At 50.0% G+C, this 21,714-nt stretch carries 18 protein-coding genes; 16 read left to right on the top strand and 2 right to left on the bottom strand.

The annotated features are described in order from the left end of the window. Positions 1-88 precede the first annotated feature (88 nt). From ABC831_RS22255 to ABC831_RS22235, 5 genes are all read left to right on the top strand, one after another. Positions 89-1,174 carry a LacI family DNA-binding transcriptional regulator gene (locus tag ABC831_RS22255; protein WP_343250269.1) on the top strand — a complete coding sequence of 362 codons (1,086 nt, stop codon included), beginning with the start codon at positions 89-91 and terminating at the stop codon, positions 1,172-1,174. A gap of 248 nt (positions 1,175-1,422) precedes the next feature. Beyond that, a complete protein-coding gene (locus ABC831_RS22250) occupies positions 1,423-3,099 on the top strand; it encodes a ribulokinase (protein ID WP_343250268.1) in 1,677 nt (558 codons plus the stop codon). 99 nt (positions 3,100-3,198) lie between these two features. Further along, positions 3,199-4,035: a transketolase gene (locus ABC831_RS22245; protein ID WP_343250267.1), complete on the top strand. Its 837-nt coding sequence runs from the start codon at positions 3,199-3,201 to the stop codon at positions 4,033-4,035. Beyond that, positions 4,023-4,958 (top strand): transketolase family protein, encoded by a 936-nt coding sequence (locus ABC831_RS22240; RefSeq protein ID WP_343250266.1) that lies wholly within the window; start codon positions 4,023-4,025, stop codon positions 4,956-4,958. Before ABC831_RS22245 ends, ABC831_RS22240 begins: the two co-directional genes overlap by 13 nt. A 93-nt stretch (positions 4,959-5,051) precedes the next feature. Next, entirely contained in the window at positions 5,052-5,573 is a 522-nt protein-coding gene (locus tag ABC831_RS22235; protein ID WP_343250265.1) for an HD domain-containing protein, read from the top strand. Here ABC831_RS22235 and yyaC read toward each other — a convergent pair. Further along, positions 5,528-6,148, bottom strand: a complete 621-nt coding sequence (gene yyaC / locus ABC831_RS22230; protein WP_343250264.1) for a spore protease YyaC — start codon at positions 6,146-6,148, stop codon at positions 5,528-5,530. The two genes, ABC831_RS22235 and yyaC, sit on opposite strands and share 46 nt — an antisense overlap. Before the next feature lie 177 nt (positions 6,149-6,325). Between yyaC and ABC831_RS22225 the strand changes: the two genes are divergently transcribed. The 5 genes from ABC831_RS22225 to ABC831_RS22205 all read left to right on the top strand — a co-directional run bounded on the left by ABC831_RS22225 (position 6,326) and on the right by ABC831_RS22205 (position 12,250). Beyond that, a complete protein-coding gene (locus tag ABC831_RS22225) occupies positions 6,326-6,841 on the top strand; it encodes a hypothetical protein (protein ID WP_343250263.1) in 516 nt (171 codons plus the stop codon). Between the two features lie 205 nt (positions 6,842-7,046). Next, positions 7,047-8,399, top strand: a complete 1,353-nt coding sequence (locus tag ABC831_RS22220; RefSeq protein ID WP_343250262.1) for a LysM peptidoglycan-binding domain-containing protein — start codon at positions 7,047-7,049, stop codon at positions 8,397-8,399. A 12-nt stretch (positions 8,400-8,411) separates the two neighbouring features. Then, positions 8,412-9,638 carry a DUF5711 family protein gene (locus ABC831_RS22215; RefSeq protein ID WP_343250261.1) on the top strand — a complete coding sequence of 409 codons (1,227 nt, stop codon included), beginning with the start codon at positions 8,412-8,414 and terminating at the stop codon, positions 9,636-9,638. A 594-nt stretch (positions 9,639-10,232) separates the two neighbouring features. Further along, positions 10,233-11,474, top strand: coding sequence for a DUF5711 family protein (locus ABC831_RS22210; protein WP_343250260.1), 1,242 nt, complete (start codon positions 10,233-10,235; stop codon positions 11,472-11,474). Positions 11,475-11,488: 14 nt separating this feature from the next. Beyond that, the gene (locus tag ABC831_RS22205) at positions 11,489-12,250 is read left to right on the top strand and encodes a CvpA family protein (protein WP_343250259.1); all 762 of its coding nucleotides are present in this window, start codon (positions 11,489-11,491) and stop codon (positions 12,248-12,250) included. Positions 12,251-12,341: 91 nt separating this feature from the next. On the opposite strand, the gene ABC831_RS22200 is transcribed toward ABC831_RS22205, so the two are convergent. After that, positions 12,342-13,121 carry a DeoR/GlpR family DNA-binding transcription regulator gene (locus tag ABC831_RS22200; RefSeq protein WP_343250258.1) on the bottom strand — a complete coding sequence of 260 codons (780 nt, stop codon included), beginning with the start codon at positions 13,119-13,121 and terminating at the stop codon, positions 12,342-12,344. A 457-nt stretch (positions 13,122-13,578) separates the two neighbouring features. On the opposite strand from ABC831_RS22200, the gene ABC831_RS22195 reads away from it, so the two are divergent. The 6 genes from ABC831_RS22195 (at position 13,579) to ABC831_RS22170 (ending at position 21,710) form a co-directional block, all read left to right on the top strand. Then, positions 13,579-14,976, top strand: a complete 1,398-nt coding sequence (locus tag ABC831_RS22195; protein ID WP_343250257.1) for an SLC13 family permease — start codon at positions 13,579-13,581, stop codon at positions 14,974-14,976. Between the two features lie 22 nt (positions 14,977-14,998). Beyond that, positions 14,999-16,591 (top strand): aryl-sulfate sulfotransferase, encoded by a 1,593-nt coding sequence (locus ABC831_RS22190; RefSeq protein ID WP_343250256.1) that lies wholly within the window; start codon positions 14,999-15,001, stop codon positions 16,589-16,591. Positions 16,592-16,627: 36 nt separating this feature from the next. Then, on the top strand, positions 16,628-18,499 hold the full coding sequence (locus ABC831_RS22185) for an aryl-sulfate sulfotransferase (protein ID WP_343250255.1): 1,872 nt from the start codon (positions 16,628-16,630) through the stop codon (positions 18,497-18,499). A 60-nt stretch (positions 18,500-18,559) separates the two neighbouring features. Next, entirely contained in the window at positions 18,560-19,837 is a 1,278-nt protein-coding gene (locus ABC831_RS22180; RefSeq protein WP_343250254.1) for a RuBisCO large subunit C-terminal-like domain-containing protein, read from the top strand. 133 nt (positions 19,838-19,970) lie between these two features. Beyond that, positions 19,971-20,843, top strand: coding sequence for an amidohydrolase family protein (locus tag ABC831_RS22175; RefSeq protein ID WP_343250253.1), 873 nt, complete (start codon positions 19,971-19,973; stop codon positions 20,841-20,843). A gap of 18 nt (positions 20,844-20,861) precedes the next feature. Then, on the top strand, positions 20,862-21,710 hold the full coding sequence (locus ABC831_RS22170; RefSeq protein WP_343250252.1) for a phosphoenolpyruvate hydrolase family protein: 849 nt from the start codon (positions 20,862-20,864) through the stop codon (positions 21,708-21,710). Positions 21,711-21,714: the final 4 nt, after the last annotated feature.

Below are 21,714 nucleotides of genomic sequence, written 5' to 3'. Positions count from 1 at the left end.
CATTGTACAAAACCATAACATCGTCTATAATAATACTGTGTGAGAAAAATCATCCTGAGATAGGGAAAATGGGCTTGCGGAGGTAGGCATGGGGAAGAATAAAGTCACTTCTTCGGATGTCGCCAAAGCGGCAGGAGTGTCGCAGGCGACGGTCTCGATGGTATTGAATAAAAAGTATAATGTCTCATTTTCAAAGGAGACCGTGGAGAAGGTGGAGCAGGCAGCCACGAAACTGGGTTACAAAGTGCCCCGCCGCCGGATCCGTAAAGACAGCAAAGGCGGAAAACTGATCGTGGTATTCTGCCCGACGCTTACAAATCCCTATTATGTCATGCTGCTGCAGGGGATTGAGGAAGTGGCCAAAGAAAACGGATACGGCGTATTCGTCTGTAATACACAGCGGGATCTGAAGTTGGAAGACCAATATCTGAAGATGATGAAGTCTATCCAGCCCATGGGTATCATCTATACATCCAGCCCCAGCTTCTGCAGACAGGTGGACGAGCTGTCCGCCAGCATTCCCATCGTGATTATCGGGAATCGGGATGAAACCATGAGCGTGGACACGGTGGAGCTGAACAACACTAAGCCGGGGAGGCTGATGGCGAGACATCTGTTGGAATTAGGGCACCGCAAAGTAGCCTTCGTAACGACACCGCTTCTAAAACGCCTTCCGGCGAGAATTAAGCGGGTGGATGGTTTTGTCAGTGAGTTCGAGGGAATGGGGCCTGGCTATCAGGTGATTATCAAAAGTCCGGGTGAGCGGTGGAATGAGCAGATGCCCAGCATTGATTCTGAATACCGGATGGGTTATGACATGACAAAGGAACTGATCCGGGATGAGAAGGGAATCACAGCCATCGTGGGGCTGGACGATATGATCGCAGTGGGAATTATGGACGCTCTCCTGGAGGCCAAATATAAGATACCTGCCGATATTTCGGTTATGGGCTGTGATAATACGCTGATATCCAGCCTGCAGGGGGTGTCCCTGACGACGCTGGAGCATTTCGTGGTGCTGAAAGGCCGGGACGCCTGTGATATTGTAGTCAAAAAGATCGCCTCCCTGAATACGTACAACAGCGAGATCCAGCCGACCAGTATTTACCATGTGGAATATGAACCGAAACTGATTATCCGCGGCAGTACCTCCTATGCGAAGATCCATTCCTAATCCCCGAGCTGCGTTTTAAAAATAAATGCGAAGTTCAAAATTATTAATAATAAAAATGCAAAAATCCAAGGCGGCATCTGAAATATTAACGGAAAATCGTATGGATTAACTGGAAAATCCAAAGATTCTGGGAAAAATATTAATAAAATGAAAAATATAAGTAAATTTATTTATTAATAATCCATCTGTTTCTTGACTGATAAGATACCTTACAGTATTCTAAAAATATAAAATTGGAGGGTTATGTTATGGGCAGTAAAAAATACGCAATTGGACTTGATTACGGGACACAATCCGGCCGTGCGGTACTGGTGGAAGTGGAGACCGGAAATATTGTGGCGCAGGCCGTGAAGCCTTATACCCACGGTGTTATGGATGAGTACCTTCCGGACGGCAGGACAAAGCTTCCGATGGACTGGGCGCTTCAGCATCCGGCCGATTATATGGAGGTTGTGGAGATAACGATACCGGAGGTTTTAAAGACGGCAGGAATCGACGGGGAGGATGTCATCGGACTTTCTACCGATTTCACCGCATGTACGATACTCCCGACCGATAAAAACGGGGAGCCTCTGTGCTATAAAGAAGATTTAAAATCAGAGCCTCACGCCTATGTGAAACTCTGGAAGCATCACGCGGCCCAGCCCGAGGCGAATAAGATAACCGAGATCGCGGAACAAAGAGGCGAAACCTTCTTAAACCGTTACGGCGGTAAGATATCTTCAGAGTGGATGGAACCCAAAGTCATGCAGATCCTGAATGAAGCCCCCGAGATCTACGACCGGGCGGAGAAGATCATGGAGGTCGGGGACTGGGTAAACTACATGCTGACCGGAGTGGAAAAACGCTCCAGCTGTTATGCAGGGTATAAGGAGATCTGGCATAAACAGGACGGCTATCCTTCCAAAGATTTCTTCAAAGCGCTGGACCCCAGAATGGAACATCTGGTCGAAGAGAAAATGTCCGATAAAATCTACCCCCTCGGTATGAAAGCCGGGGAACTGAACGAAGAGTGGGCGGCGAAAACCGGCCTGAAGCCCGGGACTGCGGTAGGGGTTGGGATCATCGACGCGCATTCCGGAGTACCAGGTATCGGGATCACGAAGCCGGGACAGCTGCTGATGGTAATGGGAACCTCCACCTGTCATATACTGTTAGGTGAGACGGAAGAGATCGTACCCGGTATGTGCGGCGTGGTAGAAGACGGTGTTATGCCTGGATATTTTGCTTACGAGGCCGGACAGGCGTGTGTGGGAGATCATTTCGAATGGCTGGTTGAAAACTGTGTGCCCGCTGCTTACACGGAGGAAGCCAAAGCAAGAGGGATCGGTATACACCAGCTGCTGACGGAAAAAGCGCAGAAATTAAAACCCGGCGAAAGCGGATTATTGGCTCTGGACTGGTGGAACGGCAACCGGACTCCTTATGTGGACTACGACCTGACCGGTATGATGTTGGGCTGTACGCTGCTGACCAAACCGGAAGAGATGTACCGGGCCCTGATCGAGGCTACCGCCTACGGTACGAACCTGGTGATCGAAACGTTCGAGAAGAATGGCGTGAAGATCGATGAGCTGTTCGCCTGCGGCGGTATCGCAGAGAAAAATAAGATGATGATGCAGATCTATGCCGATGTCACGAACCGCGAGATCCGGATCTCCGCATCCGACCAGACCCCGGCCCTTGGGGCGGCCATGTTCGGTGCCGTGGCAGCCGGAAAAGCAAACGGCGGATATGATTCCATCTTCGAGGCCGCGGAAGTGATGGGTAAGGTAAAAGAGGAATATTACAAACCAATCCCGGAGAATGTGGCGGTATATAAAAAGCTCTATGAAGAATATAAGACGCTCAGCGACTATTTCGCAGCCGGCGGGAATGACGTGATGAAGCGGCTGAAAGCGCTGAAAGCCCAGGTTATGGAATAGGGCGTAATGTCAGGTAACCGTTAACCAATCAGCATATTGTGAAATTCCAGGCAGTGTATAAAGCTGTCTTTGGAGAATAAAGGAAAAGGTGGTTAGAACATGAACAAATTAGAGTTACAGAAAACTGCCAATGAGATCCGCAAAGGTATTGTAACTGCCGTACACAGTGCAAAATCGGGACATCCCGGCGGATCCTTAAGCGCAGCAGACCTATTTACGTATCTGTATTTTGAAGAATTAAACATTGATCCGAAAGAACCGGACAAAGCGGACAGAGACCGTTTCGTCCTTTCCAAAGGACATTGCGCTCCCGGCCTGTATTCCACACTGGCTTACAGAGGATTCTTCCCGGTAGAGGATCTGAAAACCCTTCGCCACATTGGCTCCTATCTTCAGGGGCATCCGGATAAAAAACACATTCCCGGCGTGGACATGTCCAGCGGTTCTCTGGGGCAGGGAATCTCCGCGGCAGTGGGGATGGCCCTCTCTGCGAAACTGAGCAATGACGATTACCGTGTCTACACCCTGCTGGGCGACGGTGAGATTCAGGAAGGCCAGGTATGGGAGGCCTCCATGTTCGCGGGCGCCAGGAATCTGGATAACCTGGTTGTAATTGTGGACAATAACGGTCTGCAGATCGACGGTTCGGTAGCCGATGTATGCTCTCCTTATCCCATCGATCAGAAATTCGAAGCGTTTAATTTCCATGTAATCAATATTGATGCTCATGATTTTGATCAGATCGCCGCAGCTTTCAACGAGGCGAAAGAGATTAAGGGATGCCCCACCGCCATTATCGCTCACAGCGTAAAAGGAAAAGGCGTATCCTTTATGGAAAACCAGGCATCCTGGCACGGTTCCGCGCCCAATGATGAGCAGTACGCCGTGGCAATGGCAGATTTGGAAAAGGTAGGTGAAGCATTATGTCAGAAGTAAAGAAGATCGCAACGAGAGAAAGCTATGGTAATGCCTTGGTGGAACTTGGAGCCGAGTACCCGAACCTGGTAGTTCTGGATGCCGACTTAGCAGCAGCGACCAAGACGGGAGTATTCAAAAAAGCATATCCCGGCCGCCATATCGACTGTGGTATCGCAGAGTCTAACATGATGGGGATAGCCGCAGGCCTTGCGGCCACCGGCAAGATTCCCTTCGCCAGCACCTTCGCCATGTTCGCGGCTGGCCGCGCGTTTGAGCAGGTCCGCAACTCCATCTGCTATCCTCAGTTAAATGTAAAAATCGGCGCCACCCATGCCGGTATCTCCGTAGGCGAAGACGGCGCCACCCATCAATGCAATGAGGACATCGCATTGATGAGAACGCTGCCCGGAATGGTAGTGTTAAGCCCGGCGGATGATATAGAAGCAAAAGCCGCTGTCCGTGCCGCCGTCGAGCATAACGGCCCCGTATACTTAAGATTCGGCAGACTGGCCGTACCGGTGATCAATGACAATCCGGATTACAAATTTGAGTTGGGTAAAGGCGTAGTCTTAAGGGAAGGAAAAGACTTAACCATCGTAGCCACCGGCCTGTGCGTATCGGAGTCTTTGGCAGCAGCACAAATGCTGGCAGCAGATGGAATCCAGGCGAAAGTCATCAACATCCATACGATCAAACCGTTAGACGAAGATCTGATCGTAGCCGCAGCTAAGGAAACAGGAAAAGTGGTCACCGTGGAAGAACACTCCGTCATCGGCGGACTGGGCAGCGCGGTCTGCGACGCTCTCGCTGCGAAAGCCCCGACTCCCGTACTGAAGATCGGTGTCAATGATGTGTTTGGTGAATCCGGTCCCGCGCCAGCCCTGATCCACAAATATGGACTGGATGCGGAAGGCATCTACAAAAAAATTAGAAATTCTTAAGGAAAATTAGGTTTTTTTCCTTAGAAATGCGTATTATAATGGGAATAGAAGGGAAGAGCTTCTATTTCCATTTTTGTAAAGAAGGCGGTTCCAATGCACAAGTTAATTAAAAGCGTAGAACAAGCAGCTACGGACGAGGATAAAAGAGAGTTTTATGAGGTCATCCGGGATATCGCGGAACATCCGGTGGTACTACAGATGAAAGAGTTTCCGCATCACTGTGATACATCCTGTTACGATCACTGTCTTCACGTGGCCTACTATAATTACTGTATCTGCAAAGCTCTGCATCTGGATGCCCGGTCAGCGGCCAGGGCAGGAATGCTGCATGATCTGTTTTTGTATGACTGGCGTACACATGCCAGGGAAACCGGCGAACATTTTCACGCCATGACGCATCCCAGAGCAGCGCTTACAAATGCAGAACAATATTTCGATCTGAATGATCTGGAGCGGGAAATTATCCTGAAACATATGTGGCCGGTGACATTGCCGATTCCCACCAATCCGGAAGTACTGGTCATAGCCTATACGGACAAATACTGCGGCTTTGTGGAGATCGCCCGGGCTTACTCGGAAAAATGCAAGTCCTGGATGCCCCACACCTCATCGTAAATCGCTGTAGTAAACAATGGCCTCTTCGCTGCGGCCAGAATACCCGAGCTGATAAAATCCGCCATCTGCATCACCACGGACAGCCGGGTAGTCTGGAGCAGCAGCTGTTCCATAGAACCCGATACATTCACGATTCCGGTAATGAAGATATCACCGATTTCGGCCAGATCCTTATCTACCCCGGCTCCGGGCCGCAAAGACCCTTTTCCCAATGTGACGTATCCCAAATGTCCCGGAGACCCCAGCGAAGCATCGATGGCGATCACCAGCGCACCCGGATGGGTGCTTTTTATATGCCCTATGGTCTCATCCAGATTCAGCGCGTGAACCGGATATTCCAGCGTCCCATAGATAATAAAGCGGGAAGCAAACGGGCTCTTATTTAACTTATACCCGATCAAAGGGCCCAAACTATCCCCGGTCACCCGGTCGCTTCCAATACAAACAAAAACGATCGGCCTTCCGCTGCCGCCCGTCTCTTTCACTAATTTCTGCAGGGTACCGCAAAAACGGTTCACCGCCCGCATTCCTTTCGGATTTATATAATAAACCGTATCTGAAGATTTAGGTCTCATCTTTTCCTCCATGCATGCTCTTTTGGTACATATTGGTATGGATGAACATCTTTTTTTGCTCAACCTTTTACACTTTACAACCAGATGTTTTAAGTTTTACCCATTTTTCCGGTATTATTCGCCGGGGGAATTTTGGGGATATTTTTATGGAGGAAAATGTAAAAAACTAACTATAAAGTGGGCAAAAAGGGGGAGGCGGGTATTTGGCAGATGCTGTCTTTTGATCCGGTGCTGCCGTGGAAGGGGCAGCCAGAGACGGTTGAGAGGGATGAGGATGGCAGGATATTTCTGAAAATAAAGGCACCCCAGGCTGACAGGGTGTCATTTGTCATCGGGGAAAAAGAATATGGCTGTACCCGGGGGCCGCAAGGGGTCTGGAAGCTTTTGTTCCCATTTTGCACCGGTTTTCATTTTGTACAGCTGGTGCTGGATGGGATGGGGGAGGATTTTTATCGGCTGAAAGAGGTCCCTCATGGAAGCGTGCGAAGGGAGTATTATTATTCGGCGGTGACTATGACGTGGGAAAGCTGCCTGGTATATACGCCTCCCGGGTATGATCATACAATGGAGCGGGAATATCCTGTTTTGTATCTGCAGCATGGACACGGGGAAAATGAGGTAGGGTGGATAACGGCGGGAAAAGTGAACTTTATTGTGGATAATCTGCTGTTTGCTTCCCGCCTGCTCCTCTGAAATAAAACGCCCCGCGAAATCGCACTGCGGCGCAAAGAAAGAGGCCGCTTTCATAAATTACCATAATACTACATATTTCACGGCCGGTTTTCGAAGGAAGGGAAATAATGTCGGTAAGAACTTAGGATTTGGTGACATAAAACGATAAAATCTGTTGGGTTGATTGTGGTAATATGCTGGAAAAGGGTTGAAGCGAGGTGTGAGTATGATCGAGGTAATATATAATGAAGAAGAGCAGACCGGCGGCGGGGAGACGGAACCGGTCAGGCTTCCTAAGAACGTAAGACAAATAGGGGTTATAGATGATAAGAAGAAAATATATGTGGAAGATTATGTAGTTACATACCTGAATCAGCTGGCAGATACGGAGGATGCCGAGTCGAAAACGGCGGTGCTTCTGGGGGAAGCGAAACGGCAGGAGGGGTGCCAGTACCTGTTTATCAACAGCGCGATTGAAGCGGAACATGTGGAGAAAGACGAAGAGGGCATCCGGTTTACGGAGGATACCTGGACAGGCATCTATGAGACGATCAAGAAGTTTTTCGATAACCGGGAGATCGTGGGATGGTATATGTCCATGCCGGGCTTCGCCCTGGAGGCTGGCGAAGATATTCTAAGCGCCCATACGAAGAATTTTGCCGGCAATCAAAAAGTATTTTTTATGAGAGAGCCTCTGGAAAAGGAAGATGCTTTCTTTTTCTATGAAAATGGACAGCTTGTAAAACAGCACGGCTATTATATTTATTATGAAAAAAATGAGCCGATGCAGGAATATATGATTTATAAACATGAAGGAACCGGCATCGAGCCGGTGGAGATAGTGCCGGATACCGCGGCGGTAAGCTTCCGGGCGGTCATGCAGGATAAGAAGGATACCGGGCATCAGAAACGGATTATGACCTTTATGTATACGGCCAGTACGTTTCTGGTGCTGATCGTTTTTGTGATCGGGATTAATATGATTAATAATTATGATAAAATGCAGAATATCGAGGCGACTCTGAATAATATTAATGATACCATAACCGCGGAGAACGGAGGGACAAGCCAGAATACGGATGGCATTCCGGTACAGAGCGTAGCGGGCAATGTGGTTCCTCAGACATCCCCCCAGAACCAACAGGAACCGGCGGGACAGCAGCCGGCCGATGGGAGCCAGCCTGAGGGACAAGCGCCTGCGGATCAACAGACAGATCCTGGCGCGGCGGCTGTGGCAGACCAGACCCCGGAGCAGCCTGCGGATCAATCGGCAGAACCGGCAGGAGAACAGCCGGCAGACCAATCGGGAGATCCGGCAGGGGAACAGCCGGCTGACCAGCCGGGAGATCCGGCAGGGGAGCAGCCTGTGGAACAGCCGGCAGACCAGCCCGAGACTCCGGCCGAACCGGCATCGAATTCTCTGACCGGTCAGTATTATACCGTACAGAAAGGGGACACGCTGGCTAAAATCAGTAAAAAATTATATGGAACTTATAGTAAAGTGGATGAGATCTGCCAGCTGAACGGCATCGACAACGGAGACCGGATTCTGGCGGGAGATAAGATCCAGCTGCCATAAAGGTGAAATCTATTGTCGAATGCGAGGGAATATTTCAGAAAAAAGCAGAAGATTAACAAAAACAGATTTTTAAAGAAGTTCCATACCGGCAGAAAAAAATCTGTACCAAAGGGTAAACATACAAAGGGGATCGCGGCGGTATTGTGTGTTTCCATTATCGCTGTGGCCGCTGCGGCCGCCGGATTAGCGGGCCGCACCTACAAGGCTTATGAGGTGCAGTCGAATCAGGTCATGACCAGTTCAAAAGGAATGGAATATCAGGAATTCTGCGGCGGATTCCTGCAATATGACACCAAGAGCGTCACCTATATCAGTGGTGATAACCAGCGTCAATGGAACGCCAGCTATCAGATGCAGAATCCATTTCCCGATACCTGCGGTACCATGGCGGCAATGGGGGATATCCGGGGAAACCGGATACTCCTGTTTGACACGTCTGGTAAGAGAGGAGGGATAGATACACAGCTGCCAATCCGGCGGTACCGGGTTTCGGACCGAGGGCTGGTGGCTGTTATTCTTGCGGAGGGCAAAGACAGCCGTCTTGAGATCTACAATGGTCTTACCGGAGATTCCCTGGGCGGCTGCCGTGTACCCGAGGACAGGATGGGATACCCTGCAGACCTGGATATCTCGCCGGACGGTACTAAGCTCATAGTCTCCTATATGCAGTTGGATATGCAGCCCGAACACACCGCATCCACAAGCCATATTGCGTTATACCGCTTACAGAAAGTGGGCTCAGAGACGGTAAGACAACTGGTCAGCAGTAAAATAATACAAGGCGCCATATTCCCGCAGGTGGTTTTCCTGGATTCCGCTCATGCGGCGGCCCTGGGAAGCGGCAGTATGCTCCTGTTTGAAGGAAATGAAATACCGGAACCTTTCAAGCAGATCGACCTCCCGGAAGAAGAGAGGGTGTTAGACTATTTCTCTAATGACCAATATATCGGAATGACGGTGAGACAACAGGAGGGAGCCCCCATTCTGCTGAAAATCTACAGTGCAGACGGCGCCCGGCAGTTTACAAAAGAATTGGAAGAGGGATATGACGAAATCAAACTATACAAGAATCAGCTGCTCCTGTGCAGGGACAAGACCCTTCAGATCTATGACCTGAACGGCCGGAAAAGATACAGCGGTGATATGCCGTTGCCTATCCTGGAGATTATTCCCGGAGACAAAAAATATCAATATATGGTAATTGACTCCGCCGGCATCCGTCAAATCCGCTTACATTGAAGAATGTAAATAAAATAGGTATCAGTTGAAGGGCCGGGCAGGGTAGGCACGGGAAGCGGGGACGGAGACGGGAGACACAAGTAATGGGGCCCAAACCGCTTCGGCCGGACCTAAGAACAACTAACTCCGATGGCGGGAGAACCTCTTATTGGCAGGGCCCGGAACAAACTCGCCATAGGACGGCTCGGACAGTGTTCCAGGCCCTGCGAGGTTCTCCCGTCATCTGCGTAAGTTATTCTAAGGCCCGGCCTCAAGCGGTTTGGGCCCCATTACTTGTGTCTCCCGTCTCCGTCCCCGCTTCCCGTGCCTACCCTGCCCTGCTTTGGTGATATATTAGTTTTATGAGCTTACCAAAGTAAGCCGTGAATAGCAGCATAATTTGATAGAGTCATACAAATTTCACATTTATTTTTTTGATAACGTGTTTTATATGTGATATAATGTCGTAGACATTATAGCTGCGCCGGAGTGGTTTCCTTGGCGCGGAGTGTGCATCCCACGGAGGGATCATGATTGCTGCTGTGATCGTGATATAATGCCGTAGATTCTTTAGATACCAACACGCCGGACAACACGGGCATAATATATAAAAGGGTGAGTAAAACTTTGCCGAACGCAAGGGAATATTTTAAAAAGAAGAAAGAACTGGAAAGCAGGGGAAAGATCGTCTCCGTGGATGAGGCGGCTTCCGTAAAGAAAGAAATCAGGCGCTACCGGATTTTAAAATTTTATAAGATACTGGCAGTGCTGGTTGTATTAGGCATGATTGGAACGGCGGCCTATTTTTACCTGCAGAACCGGGAATATAAAGAGTACGAAGTGCAAACCGATATCAAACGTGAGGATACAGTGACGACTCAGTACATGGAATTTCAGGGGCAGATCCTGAAATACAATAAGGACGGAGTCTCTTATTGTGACGCCCAGAATAATACATTGTGGGCTTATACTTATGAAATGCAGTCCCCCACGGTGGATCTATGTGGAAATATGGCGGCGGTTGGCGATATCAAGGGAACAAAGCTGTTTCTCTTTGACGCTGACGGGAATCAGGGAGAAGTGAACACCAACTTTCCGATTCAGAAGTTCCGTGTCTCGGAACTGGGAACGGTAGCTGTAGTGCTGGAGGACGGAGACACCACCTGGATCAATATCTATGACAAAAGCGGCGGGGAACCGCTTGCCAAAAATAAGACCTCCCTGGATATTTCCGGGTACCCGGTAGATATTGATATTTCCAATGACAATACCAGGGTCATCGTATCCTATCTGCAGCTGGACGGAGGCGCGCTGAAAACACATGTGGCCTTTTATAATTTTGGCTCCGTGGGGCAGAATTATACGGACAAGCTGGTAAGCGGTAAGATTGTAGACAGCGTGCTGTTCCCGCGTACCGTGTTTATAGATAATGAACACGCGGTGGCTTTCGGGGACGACCGGTTTCTTATTTTCGAGGGAAAACAGATCCCGGAGCTTTCGGCGGAAGTTCCGCTGGAAGAAGGGGAACAGTTGGTGGATATTTTTTATGACGAAAATCATATCGGGATCGTGGTGACCTCTGCGGATAATGCCAGTAAATTCAGCGCCAGGATCTATAATCCGCAGGGCAGCCTGCTTCTGACCCAGAAGCTGGATACGGAATTTGACCGGATCAAAATATACGATGACCAGCTTTTGATGTTTTATCAGAAACAGTTTTCAATATATAACCTGAAGGGTGTGGAAAAATTTACGGGAACCATGACAAGGAATATATTGGATATCATTCCAAAGAACAAAGGGAATCAATTTATAGTGGTGGATTCCTCGAATACGCGGCAGATTAAACTGAAATAAAAGAGGTGGCACACATGAACTGGTTACTAATAGCAGTTGTGATCGTATTGGCCGGTCTGACGGTCAACGGTTATCACAAAGGTTTTATTCGGATTCTTATCTCATTTCTCTCTCTGATCGTGACGATGGTGGTGGTCTGGTTTGTTACTCCCTATGTGAGTGATTTCCTGAAAGACCATACGCCTCTGTACGGTACGGTGAAGGAGAACATAGCGGAAGTGGTGGCAGAGCTGGGAGAGACGGATGCGGAACATGATGGTGATACGGCGGATGGGGAAAACGCGGGAGATGGAAATACAGGAAGCGGCGCTTCTATTCAACTCCCGAGTATTATCCGGAATATGCTGGCGCAGATAGAGTCAGAGCCCGGGGCGGCTGATGGGAGCGGCCCGCAGACGGAGTCAGAAGCGCCTGCGGAGGGTTCCTTCCTGGAAGCCACGGGGCTTGATGAAACTATCGCCGCTTATCTGGCGGGGGCCATTGTCAATCTCATCGCGTTCGTTGCCGTTTTCCTGATTTTAACACTGGTACTGCGGTTTACGCTCTTTACGTTTGACTTTATCGCGAACCTGCCGGTGCTGCGGGGCGTGAACAAAACGGCAGGGCTGGTGTTAGGAGCGGCGGAAGGGCTTCTGGTTATCTGGATCGGGTTCCTGCTGCTCACCGTATTCGCGGGGACGCAGACCGGACAGACCTTTTTTGAGATGATCGGACGCAGTTCCTTCCTGAGCTGGCTGTATAACCATAATTACCTTTTGATCTGGCTGTTAAAATAGCTGAAACGCAAAACGTTACCGTTTTCAGTTCCTGACAAGGAGCAAAACAGTAACGTTTTCGATTTCAGCTGTTTTTTTATTGTCAAATGCATTATACCATAACCAACTGGATTCCCAACCGATCCAGATATTCCTGCCATTCCTGTGATAAGCCGGTGTCGGTGATAATCATATCCACATCCTCCAAAGTGGCAAAATAGGCCGGCCGTATTTTCCCAAATTTGCTGGAATCCGTGACGATGATCCGGGTCCTGGCGGATTGGATGGCACTGCGCTTGGTCAGCACTTCATAGTTGTTGGAACAGGTGATGCCGAGGGTTTTGTGTATCCCCGATACGGAGAGGAACATTTTGGTTACACGGGTTTCCTCGATGAGCTTAATACCGTGCAGGGATTCAAAAAACTGACCGTTCGGGTGATAATAGCCGCCGGGAAATATGAGATTTACATAGGGCTTGTGAACCAGGTAAGCCAGCGTATTGTAGTTATAACACATAACCGTCAGATCCATGTCATCCGGTATGTATTTGGCGATTCTCTCCGTTGTGGACCCTGTATCCAGGATCAGGATATCGCCCGGTTTCACCAAAGTGGCTGCGTATTTGCCGATCCGTTCTTTCTCATCGTTGTGCTTCGTTTTCGCTGAAAGCAATTCATAATTTTCATCTTTAAAGTCTTCCCGAGGTGTCTCTTTCAATGTAGCTTTTCCATATCCGCGATTGATCACGTCATTCTCCTCCAATGATTTCAGATCGCGCCGGATCGTCATTTCTGAAACATTTAACATTTCAGATAATTTTCTGATCGATATGGATTCCTGCTCCTTTAGCATTTCAATTAAACGGTTCATCCGTTCGCTCTTTTTTCCCAAATTTATACCCCTTTTTTGTTGTATTTGCGATTCCCTATGACGGTCTAATTATAACGGTTTTAAGGCATAAAATCAATATAAGGATGCTATAAAATGATCAGATTAACAAAATTTGTTAAAACATAACAAATTATTAACAAAATAGTGTTGTTTTAAACATTAAAAGGTGAAAATCATTGGTACAATGTAACAAAAATAGAGATTAACATTTATTTGCTATCACGAAATGAATAAAATGTAAGAAAAAATGTTGTAAATGTGAGAGCTAGATGTTAGAATTTGTTTGTAAAATGTTAAAAAATATGAAACGTGAACATTATCCCGGCGGAGGTGAAGCAAATGAGTGTGAACCAAAGAAAAAGACTGAAAAAATGTTAGGCATCTAACAGCTATTAAAAGGAATTGCGGTGATTTTTCAGTGAATTAGCAGCGGAAATTTAAAATTGGAGGAAAAGGGATGACAGCAAAAACGAATCAAAACAATGTATTACAGATTTTAAAATGGGTAATTTCTTTAGGGGTTCCACTACTGATTTTTTTATTGGTACCGACCACCGAAGTGGTGACCTTACAGATGAAAGGATTTATGGCGATCACCCTCTGGGCGATTCTGGTATGGGTCATGGATCTGATCCAGGTGTACATAGCCGGAATCCTGCTGAATCTGTTCTATATCCTGTTCGGGATAGCGGGAGCGGATGTGGTGTTTTCGCCGTGGACGGGTTCCATCATCTGGTTGATCCTGGGCGGCCTGATTATTGCTGTTGTATTTGATAAGAGCGGTTTGATGAAAAGAATGGCGTATTTCTGTATCCGGAAAACCGGAGGCTCCTATAAAGGAATCGTGATCGGAATGGCGGTTGCGGGTATTATAGCAGCCCTGCTGGTTCCCAACATCACCGGCCGTGTTACCATCTTCTGTGCGATCTCCTTTGGAATCTGTAAGGCCATGGATTTAAAACCCGGAACCAAGACAGGGATCGGCATCATGTTCGCAGGCTTTAACGCCGGTATCGGGCCCCGCTGGGTGTGGATGTCCGGAGATGACAATATTATGATTATTGCCCAGCATCTGAAAAATGCGGGTATCGAAGTAACCTGGATGCAGCATCTGATCTCCAACGCACTGCCCGCCCTTTTGTGGCTGGTAGTCAGTACCGGGCTGATCCTGATCCTGTTCAAACAGGATGTCCAGTTCTCCAGTAAAGACCACCTGGAAAAAGAAGCGAAATCTTTAGGCACCATGCAGCTCAGAGAGAAGAAGATGCTGGTTATCATCGCGCTGGTACTGCTTGGCATGCTGTTTACGAAGATCGATCCCGGCTGGCTGTTCATGCTGGGTGCGGCTGCCTGTTTCCTTCCGGGAATTCACATTTCCCCCATCGAGGATCTTCAGGCGACGAACTTTCCGATTATTATTTTCACCGCTTCCTGTATGGCCATCGGAAGTGTATCCAATGCGGTAGGCTTCAGCTCCATGATCGGTGATATGACACTGCCGCTGCTGGGCGGAGCTAATAATTTCGGCATGATACTGGTGGCTTACGCGTTCGGTGTGATTTTCAATATGTTCATGACTCCCATGGCCGCCACGGCCGCGCTGGTACCCTCTATCATCGAGATAGCAGGAAAGCTGGGACTGTCAGCAGTAGGCGCGTCCTACGGTTTCGTATGGGGCGTTCAGCAGCTGTTCTTCCCGTATGAGTGGGTATTGTTCCTGATTCTGTTCAGTTACGGCATGTTTGATAATAAGACCACGCTAAAATGGGGGAGTATCCGGTTCGTGCTGGCCACTGTATTCCTGTGCATTATCATCATACCTTTCTGGATGCTGACCGGATTCCTGAAAATATAGAACTTAAGGAGGAGTAAGAAAAATGAGTGAGAAAAAAGTTTATGAGGATCTGAAACCTGCGCAGAGGTTACGAAGGGAACAGCTTTTGAAAGAATATGCGGAAGGAGATTATACATTTGACAATCCCTATCTGGTGGTGGACCCATTCGGACAGTCCCCCTTAAGCGCGCTGCTGATGTTCCGGACGGATCAGGAGACCAGAATCGTGCTGAGAACGCCGGGTAAGGACCGGGAGAGCACATTCACCCAGTCGTTCGGGGAATGTTCAAGGGAACATTATATCCCGGTCTACGCACTGTATGCGGGCTGTGATAATGAAGTTCGCCTGACGGCCATCGGAAGCGACGGAAGCAAGGCATATAAAACCGTACATATTGAGACGGCTCCTCTTCCTGCGGATATGCAGAAAATAGAAATCCAGGAGATCAAACGGAATAAACTGGCGGACGGACTGGTGTTCGTAAACGGCAACTATGCGCTGCCGATGCATCTGACAGACGCCGGCAAGGCTGCGGGACAGAAACCTTCCTACACGGCGGCCTTTGACCGGAACGGCGATATCCGCTGGTATCTCTCCGATATTATTCTGGGAAATGTAGGTCCCATGACGCCGTTAAAAAACGGAAACATGATGATCGGTTCCGAGAAGGCGGAAACCGGATATTATACCCAGAGCTGTTACGAAATCAATCTGATGGGTGAATTTGTCCACGAATACTTCTGCGACGGCATCCATCATGACATCATCGAGATGCCTGACGGCAACATCGTCGCGCTGACCCGGGAACCCGGCAGCCACCGCGAGGAAGATTATATAGTGGAATTTGACCGTAAGACCTGTGAGATCGTCCGGGAATGGGATGCCAAGAAGATATTCCCGATTCCGGAATCCGTATTCCATTACCGCAGCCGGAAACATCCGGAGCGCCCGGAGACGCTGGATTGGTGCCATATGAACTCTATCGTCTACGATGCTTCCGACGACTGCTTTATCTTCTCAGCCCGGAACCAGGACGCTTTGGTGAAATACGACGCGGCCACCGGGGAAATAAAATGGATTCTGACCGAACCGGCGGATGATCCCCAGAAGGAATTAATACCGGAAGAACTTCGCGGCAAAATCCTGAAAGCACAGGGGGACCTGTTCTTCTATCCTCATGGACAGCATAAAGTGACCCTTCTTCCGAACGGCGATCTGCTGATCTTTGACAATATGGTTTCCTATCACAAGTATCGGGAGAACCTGGGTATCGAGGTGATCAACAAGTCATCCAGAGCCGTTCTCTACCGCGTGGATGAGGATCATATGACAGTGGAAAAGCTCTGGGCCTCCGACCGGGATCTGGGCATCGAAGGAAACTCCGCCGTAATGGGGAATGCGGATTATCTGGGAACCGGACATTACTGGATTGATTTCTCCGCGACCATGTTTGACAACGAAGGACGCCAGACCCAGGGGTACTGGGATTTCCTGACATCCCCGGTACAAAACTGCCTGTTCGTGGAACTCTTAAACGATGAAGTGGTATTCAAAGCCCGCTATAACGGCAACTTCTGCACCTGCTACCGGAGCCATGTCTATCTGCCTTACTGGGCCGGAAACGAGTGGAAATAAAACGGTGTATTCCAAGAAAACAGGAAGTGAAATGGGATGAAATATAGAAAGAAAAAACATATCATTACTGCCCAGCGGGAGAACGAACAGGCTTTCCTGAAAGAATTTTCAGAAGGGACCTGGACAGTTCAGAATCCCCTGGTGAAACTCAATCCCTACATGCTGGCCCCGTTAACCGCCATGGTCCTGTTCCGGACCGGCGTGCCGGCAGAGGTTACGGTCACCGTGTCCGGAAAGGAAACAGCCGGAAATGTGGTTCACACATTTCCGGCACAGTGTGAACACATTCTGCCGGTCTACGGACTATACGCGGATACGGCCAACCATGTTTTACTGACCCTGTCCACCGGAGAACGCGGCGAGGTGGTCATCCGGACCGGCCCCATGAACGAACGGGTACCGCAGCCCACCCGCTGTGAGACGGACCCGGTTTATATGGGGGATCAGATGATGTGGCTCACCGCGGCGGTGAGATCGAAACCGGTGGCGGTGGATTACCGCGGGGATATCCGCTGGTATTCGGACGCGAATCTGAACTTTGCGCTGAAGCGGCTGCCCAACGGACATCTGCTGGTGGGTACGGAGCGTCTGACGGGCCTTCCGTACTATACCACAGGACTGTACGAGATGGCGGTAAGCGGCAAGGTGTTCCGGGAATACCGGCTGCCCGGCGGCTACCATCACGACCAGTTTGTGATGGAGGACGGCAATATCCTGGTGCTGACCCAGGATGCGGATGCCCCTACGGTGGAGGATGTCTGTGTACTCATCCACAAGGACACGGGAGAGATCTTAAAACGCTGGGATTACAAATCCGTCCTGCCTCAGAACTGCGGAAAATCGGGCAGCTGGGATGACAGGGACTGGTTCCATAATAACTCGATCTGGTATGAAAAAGACACCAACAGCCTGACCATCTCCGGACGGCATCAGGACGTGGTAATCAACCTGGATTATGACACAGGGGCCCTGAACTGGGTGCTGGGAGATCCGGATGAGTGGCCGGAGGACTTTGTCAGTCGGTATTTTCTGAAACCGGAAGGGGAACCGTTTGAGTACCAGTATGAACAGCATGGGGTGATCTATACGCCGAACGGGGATCTGATGCTGTTTGACAACGGACATTTCCGGAGTAAATACCCGGAGAAATACCAGAAGGCCGCGGACAGTTATTCCAGGGGAGTCCGGTACCGGATTGACCGTAAAAATCATACGGTGCGCCAGGTCTGGGAGTACGGCAGGGAACGGGGAAGCGATTTCTTCTCACCCTATATATCCAATGTGGAGTACTATGCAGAGGACCGTTACATGGTCCATTCGGGTGGAATCGCTTATATAGACGGTAAGCCCAGTGAGGAACTGGGTTCCATGGCGCTGATGGGACCGGATAAAGACAAACTGACGCTGAATTCCATTACCTGTGAACTGGTTGACGGGCAGGTGGTCTACGAGCTGGAGGTTCCGGCCAACTGCTACCGGGCCAGAAAACTGCCGTTATATTATGCGGGAGAGACTGCGCAGCTGGGGGAAGGACAGCTTCTGGGGACACTGGGGATCACGGAAGAATTCGAGACGGAGATACCGGCCGAGGCAGCCGGGGAGCAGCTGCCGGAAGGATGTCAGGCCTCTGTCACGGAGGAAGAAGACAGGATACGGTTTAACGCGAAATTTGAAAAGGGCGAACTGGTTATGCTGCTGCTGACCGAGGACAGCGGTAAAGTACACCGGTATTACATATCCACGTCGGCAACCAGCTTTAAGGCCATGTGTGTCGGTACTTTTCAGAAGAGCGATTCCCGTGAGACCGATAAATTTATCAGCAAAGAAGGACTGCACGGGAAGATGAAAGTCCAGGTGATACGGGACGGGATTCTGTATGAGACAGGAGTTACGGTAACTGGGGAGTAAGGGGTTGAATATCATGTTCGCCCTGCTTATATGTGCTGGTAAACACAAATGGAGGTAAGCATGAAACAGGAAGAATTATTCTGCCTGCCGGAGGAGATACAGGGACAGGACTATGTGCTGGCTGTCTATTATATCAGGCTGCCGCGGGGGACGGATATAACGGCCAAGGCGTCGGCTATGGCGGTGGGGCAGACCATCGGCACCTGGGTGCCCGTGCCGGGCATCGATGAGGCAATGCGCAGAAACCATATGGGAAAAGTGATACGGATTCTGAAAGCGCCGCCCAATGATCTGTCTACCCAAAGCGTTGGGGAGCAGGAAGACTATTTTATCCAGATCGCTTACCCTTACGTGAATTTTCAAGGGTCACTGCCGATGCTGCTGACCACCCTGCTGGGCAATGACGCGTCCACCTCTGCCCAGGTGAAGCTTTTGGATCTGCAGCTGCCCGAAGTATTCGTAAGGCAGTTTCACGGGCCCAACTTCGGGATCGCGGGACTTCGGGAGTTAACCGGAGTAAAAGACCGGCCGCTGCTCTTAAATATGATCAAACCGTGTACGGGCCACAGCCCGAAGACCGGTGCCGGTATTTTCTATGAGACGGCCCTGGGCGGCGTGGATTTTATCAAGGATGATGAACTCCTGGGCAATCCGGATTTCTCTCCGGCCGTAGAGCGGGTCAAGGCTTACAATGAAGCGGCCAGGGCTGCCTACGAAAAGACAGGAAAAGAAACGATCTATGTGGTAAATGCCACCGAAAGCGCGTCCGTACAGGAAGATCATGTAAAACGGCTTCTCGAAGCGGGAGCGAAAGCTCTGATGTTAAATTTCGCAACCATCGGTTACAGTATGCTGCAGCACATCGCCAGCACCTGCCCGGTTCCGATACTCGGCCACTATGCCGGCTCCGGTATGTTCTATGAAGGGGTGAACAGCGGCATGGGCAGCGATCTGGCCATCGGAAAGCTGCCCAGGTTATGCGGAGCGGATATTGTGATGATGAACACCCCGTACGGGGGCTATCCGCTGGAGCGGTTAAAATATATCCAGACCGCACATCAGCTGTCCCTGCCCTGGGGGAAGATCAGACCGACGCTGCCGTCGATGGGCGGAGGTGTCCATCCGGGAGTCGTGGAACGTTATATGAAAGACTGCGGTACAGACATTATGCTGGCGCCGGGCGGAGCGGTCCAGGGGCATCCCATGGGAGCGGCGGCCGGAGTGCGGGCCATGCTCCAGGCTATAGAATATGTGCAGCAGGGGCGGCCTCTTGAGGAAGCCATGAAAGAACAGGAAGAATTAAGAACAGCAATCGAACGTTTCGGATATGTGGAATAAAGCGGAATCTGATAAGGCAATATCTAAGGAAGCCGTATCGGGTTATCGGATTACAGCGGAACCGGCCAGGCGGGATGTAAGAGATATACATTTGTTGATAATTCTATAAACGGAAAGATAACAGATAAGAGAGGTGATTCCGGTGGTAATTGATATACATTCACACTTGTGGCCCATGGACAGAAATCCCGAATCAATGCGCCGATATTTTCAGAACAGAAACAGCCGTTTTTCCTTTGACGCCGACGGACTTCTCGCCTCCATGGAGGCGGCCGGAATCGACCGGACGGTAGTCAGCGCCCTGGCCTTCGGGCCGGAACTGACAAACCAGGACATACGCGGCCTGAACCAATATGTGGCCGATGCGGTGCGGCAGTCGGATCAGAAGCTTCTGGGATTCTGTACACTGAATCCTTTTGAAGCGGGCAGTGTGGATTTCCTGAGAAGCTGCATGGAGGATCAGGGTTTTGCGGGACTGAAGCTGCACTGTAATATGCAGCGGTTTTACCCAAATGATGAGCGCCTGGACGCGGTCTACCGGCAGATGCAGGAGTACGGGAAACCAATCCTGTTCCACAGCGGAGGAATCGGTGTCAGGCCTTACGGGGATATCTACGGCCGCCCCGTCTATATGGATGAGACAGCGCTTAAATTTCCTGAGCTTAAGATTATCCTGGGCCATGCCGGCCGGATCTGGTACGAGGAGACGGCCATGCTGCTTCGCAAGCATCCCAACATCTATGCGGACGTAAGCACCAACTTTGGAAAGACGAAGGAAACTTTGAACTGGCCTATGCAGCAGCTTCTGCAGACAGTTAAGGGCTGGGCGGGCAGTACGGGGCATCTGCTTTTCGGAAGTGATTTTCCTTTCTACGAGCAGACGGATACCAGAGAGAATCTGGAGGACCTGGCAGATGGGCTGACGGACAGCGGATTGGTTACAGCGGCAGAAGTGCGGCGGATCATCACTGTGAACACGGAAACATTTTTAAATAAATTCATATAAATCAGGAGGTAAGAGAACATGGCAAAGCGTTTTAAAGAAGATGAGGTAATTAATCTCTTAAGAGCGAAAATCGAGAAAAAAGAGGTGCTGTTCATGCCCAACTGCGGCAGCGGCCTGACAGCGAAATTACAGGAAAAAGGCGGTGCGGACCTGATCTGTGTATCGGCGACCAGCTACTGGAGAATGAAAGGGCAGGGGTCCCTGGCGCCGCTTATGCCTTACTCCGATATTAACGAAGTGATCTTCAGCCTGGCTCCGGAAATCGTGGCAAATGTAAAGGATACGCCGGTACTGTCCCTGTCCGGCGGAACAAATCCGCTGTTTCCTCACAGAGAACATTTAAAGAAACTCTGGGAAGCGGGAATCTCAGGAATCAACCCGTTCATGATGAAGATCTACGGTGATTCCATCATGGAACAGATGGCTGCCATCGGAATGGGCTGGGACCGGGAAGTTGACTTTGTAGCCGAGGCGCACCGGATGGAAATGTTCTCTCTGGCCTATGCCTTTACCCCTGATGAGGCGAGAATCCTGGCGGAAACCGGATGCCCCGCCATCTCCTCCCATGTAGGTTCCACCGTGGGCGGTTTGATGGGAGCTAAGAGTAACCTGACCTTGGATGAGGCATGTGAACTGAGCCAGCGGATCTTCGACGCGGCCAGAGCGGTGAATCCGGACGTGATCGTATTCGCCCACGGTGGCCCGATCAAGGGACCGGAAGAGGTCAAATATGTACTGGAACGGACGAACGCCCAGGGCTTCATCGGCGGTTCCGCGGCAGAACGGATGCCGATCGAGAAAGCGGTACTGGCAGCAACCCAGGAATACAAAGAGATCCGGATGACGGCTGAAAGAAAAGGAAGGTAAGAAA

Source organism: Diplocloster hominis, from assembly GCF_032380655.1.
GTDB classification, from domain to species: Bacteria; Bacillota; Clostridia; order Lachnospirales; family Lachnospiraceae; genus Diplocloster; species Diplocloster hominis.
Note: the sequence above shows the minus strand (reverse complement) of the source record. Positions and strands in the feature narration are given on the sequence as shown.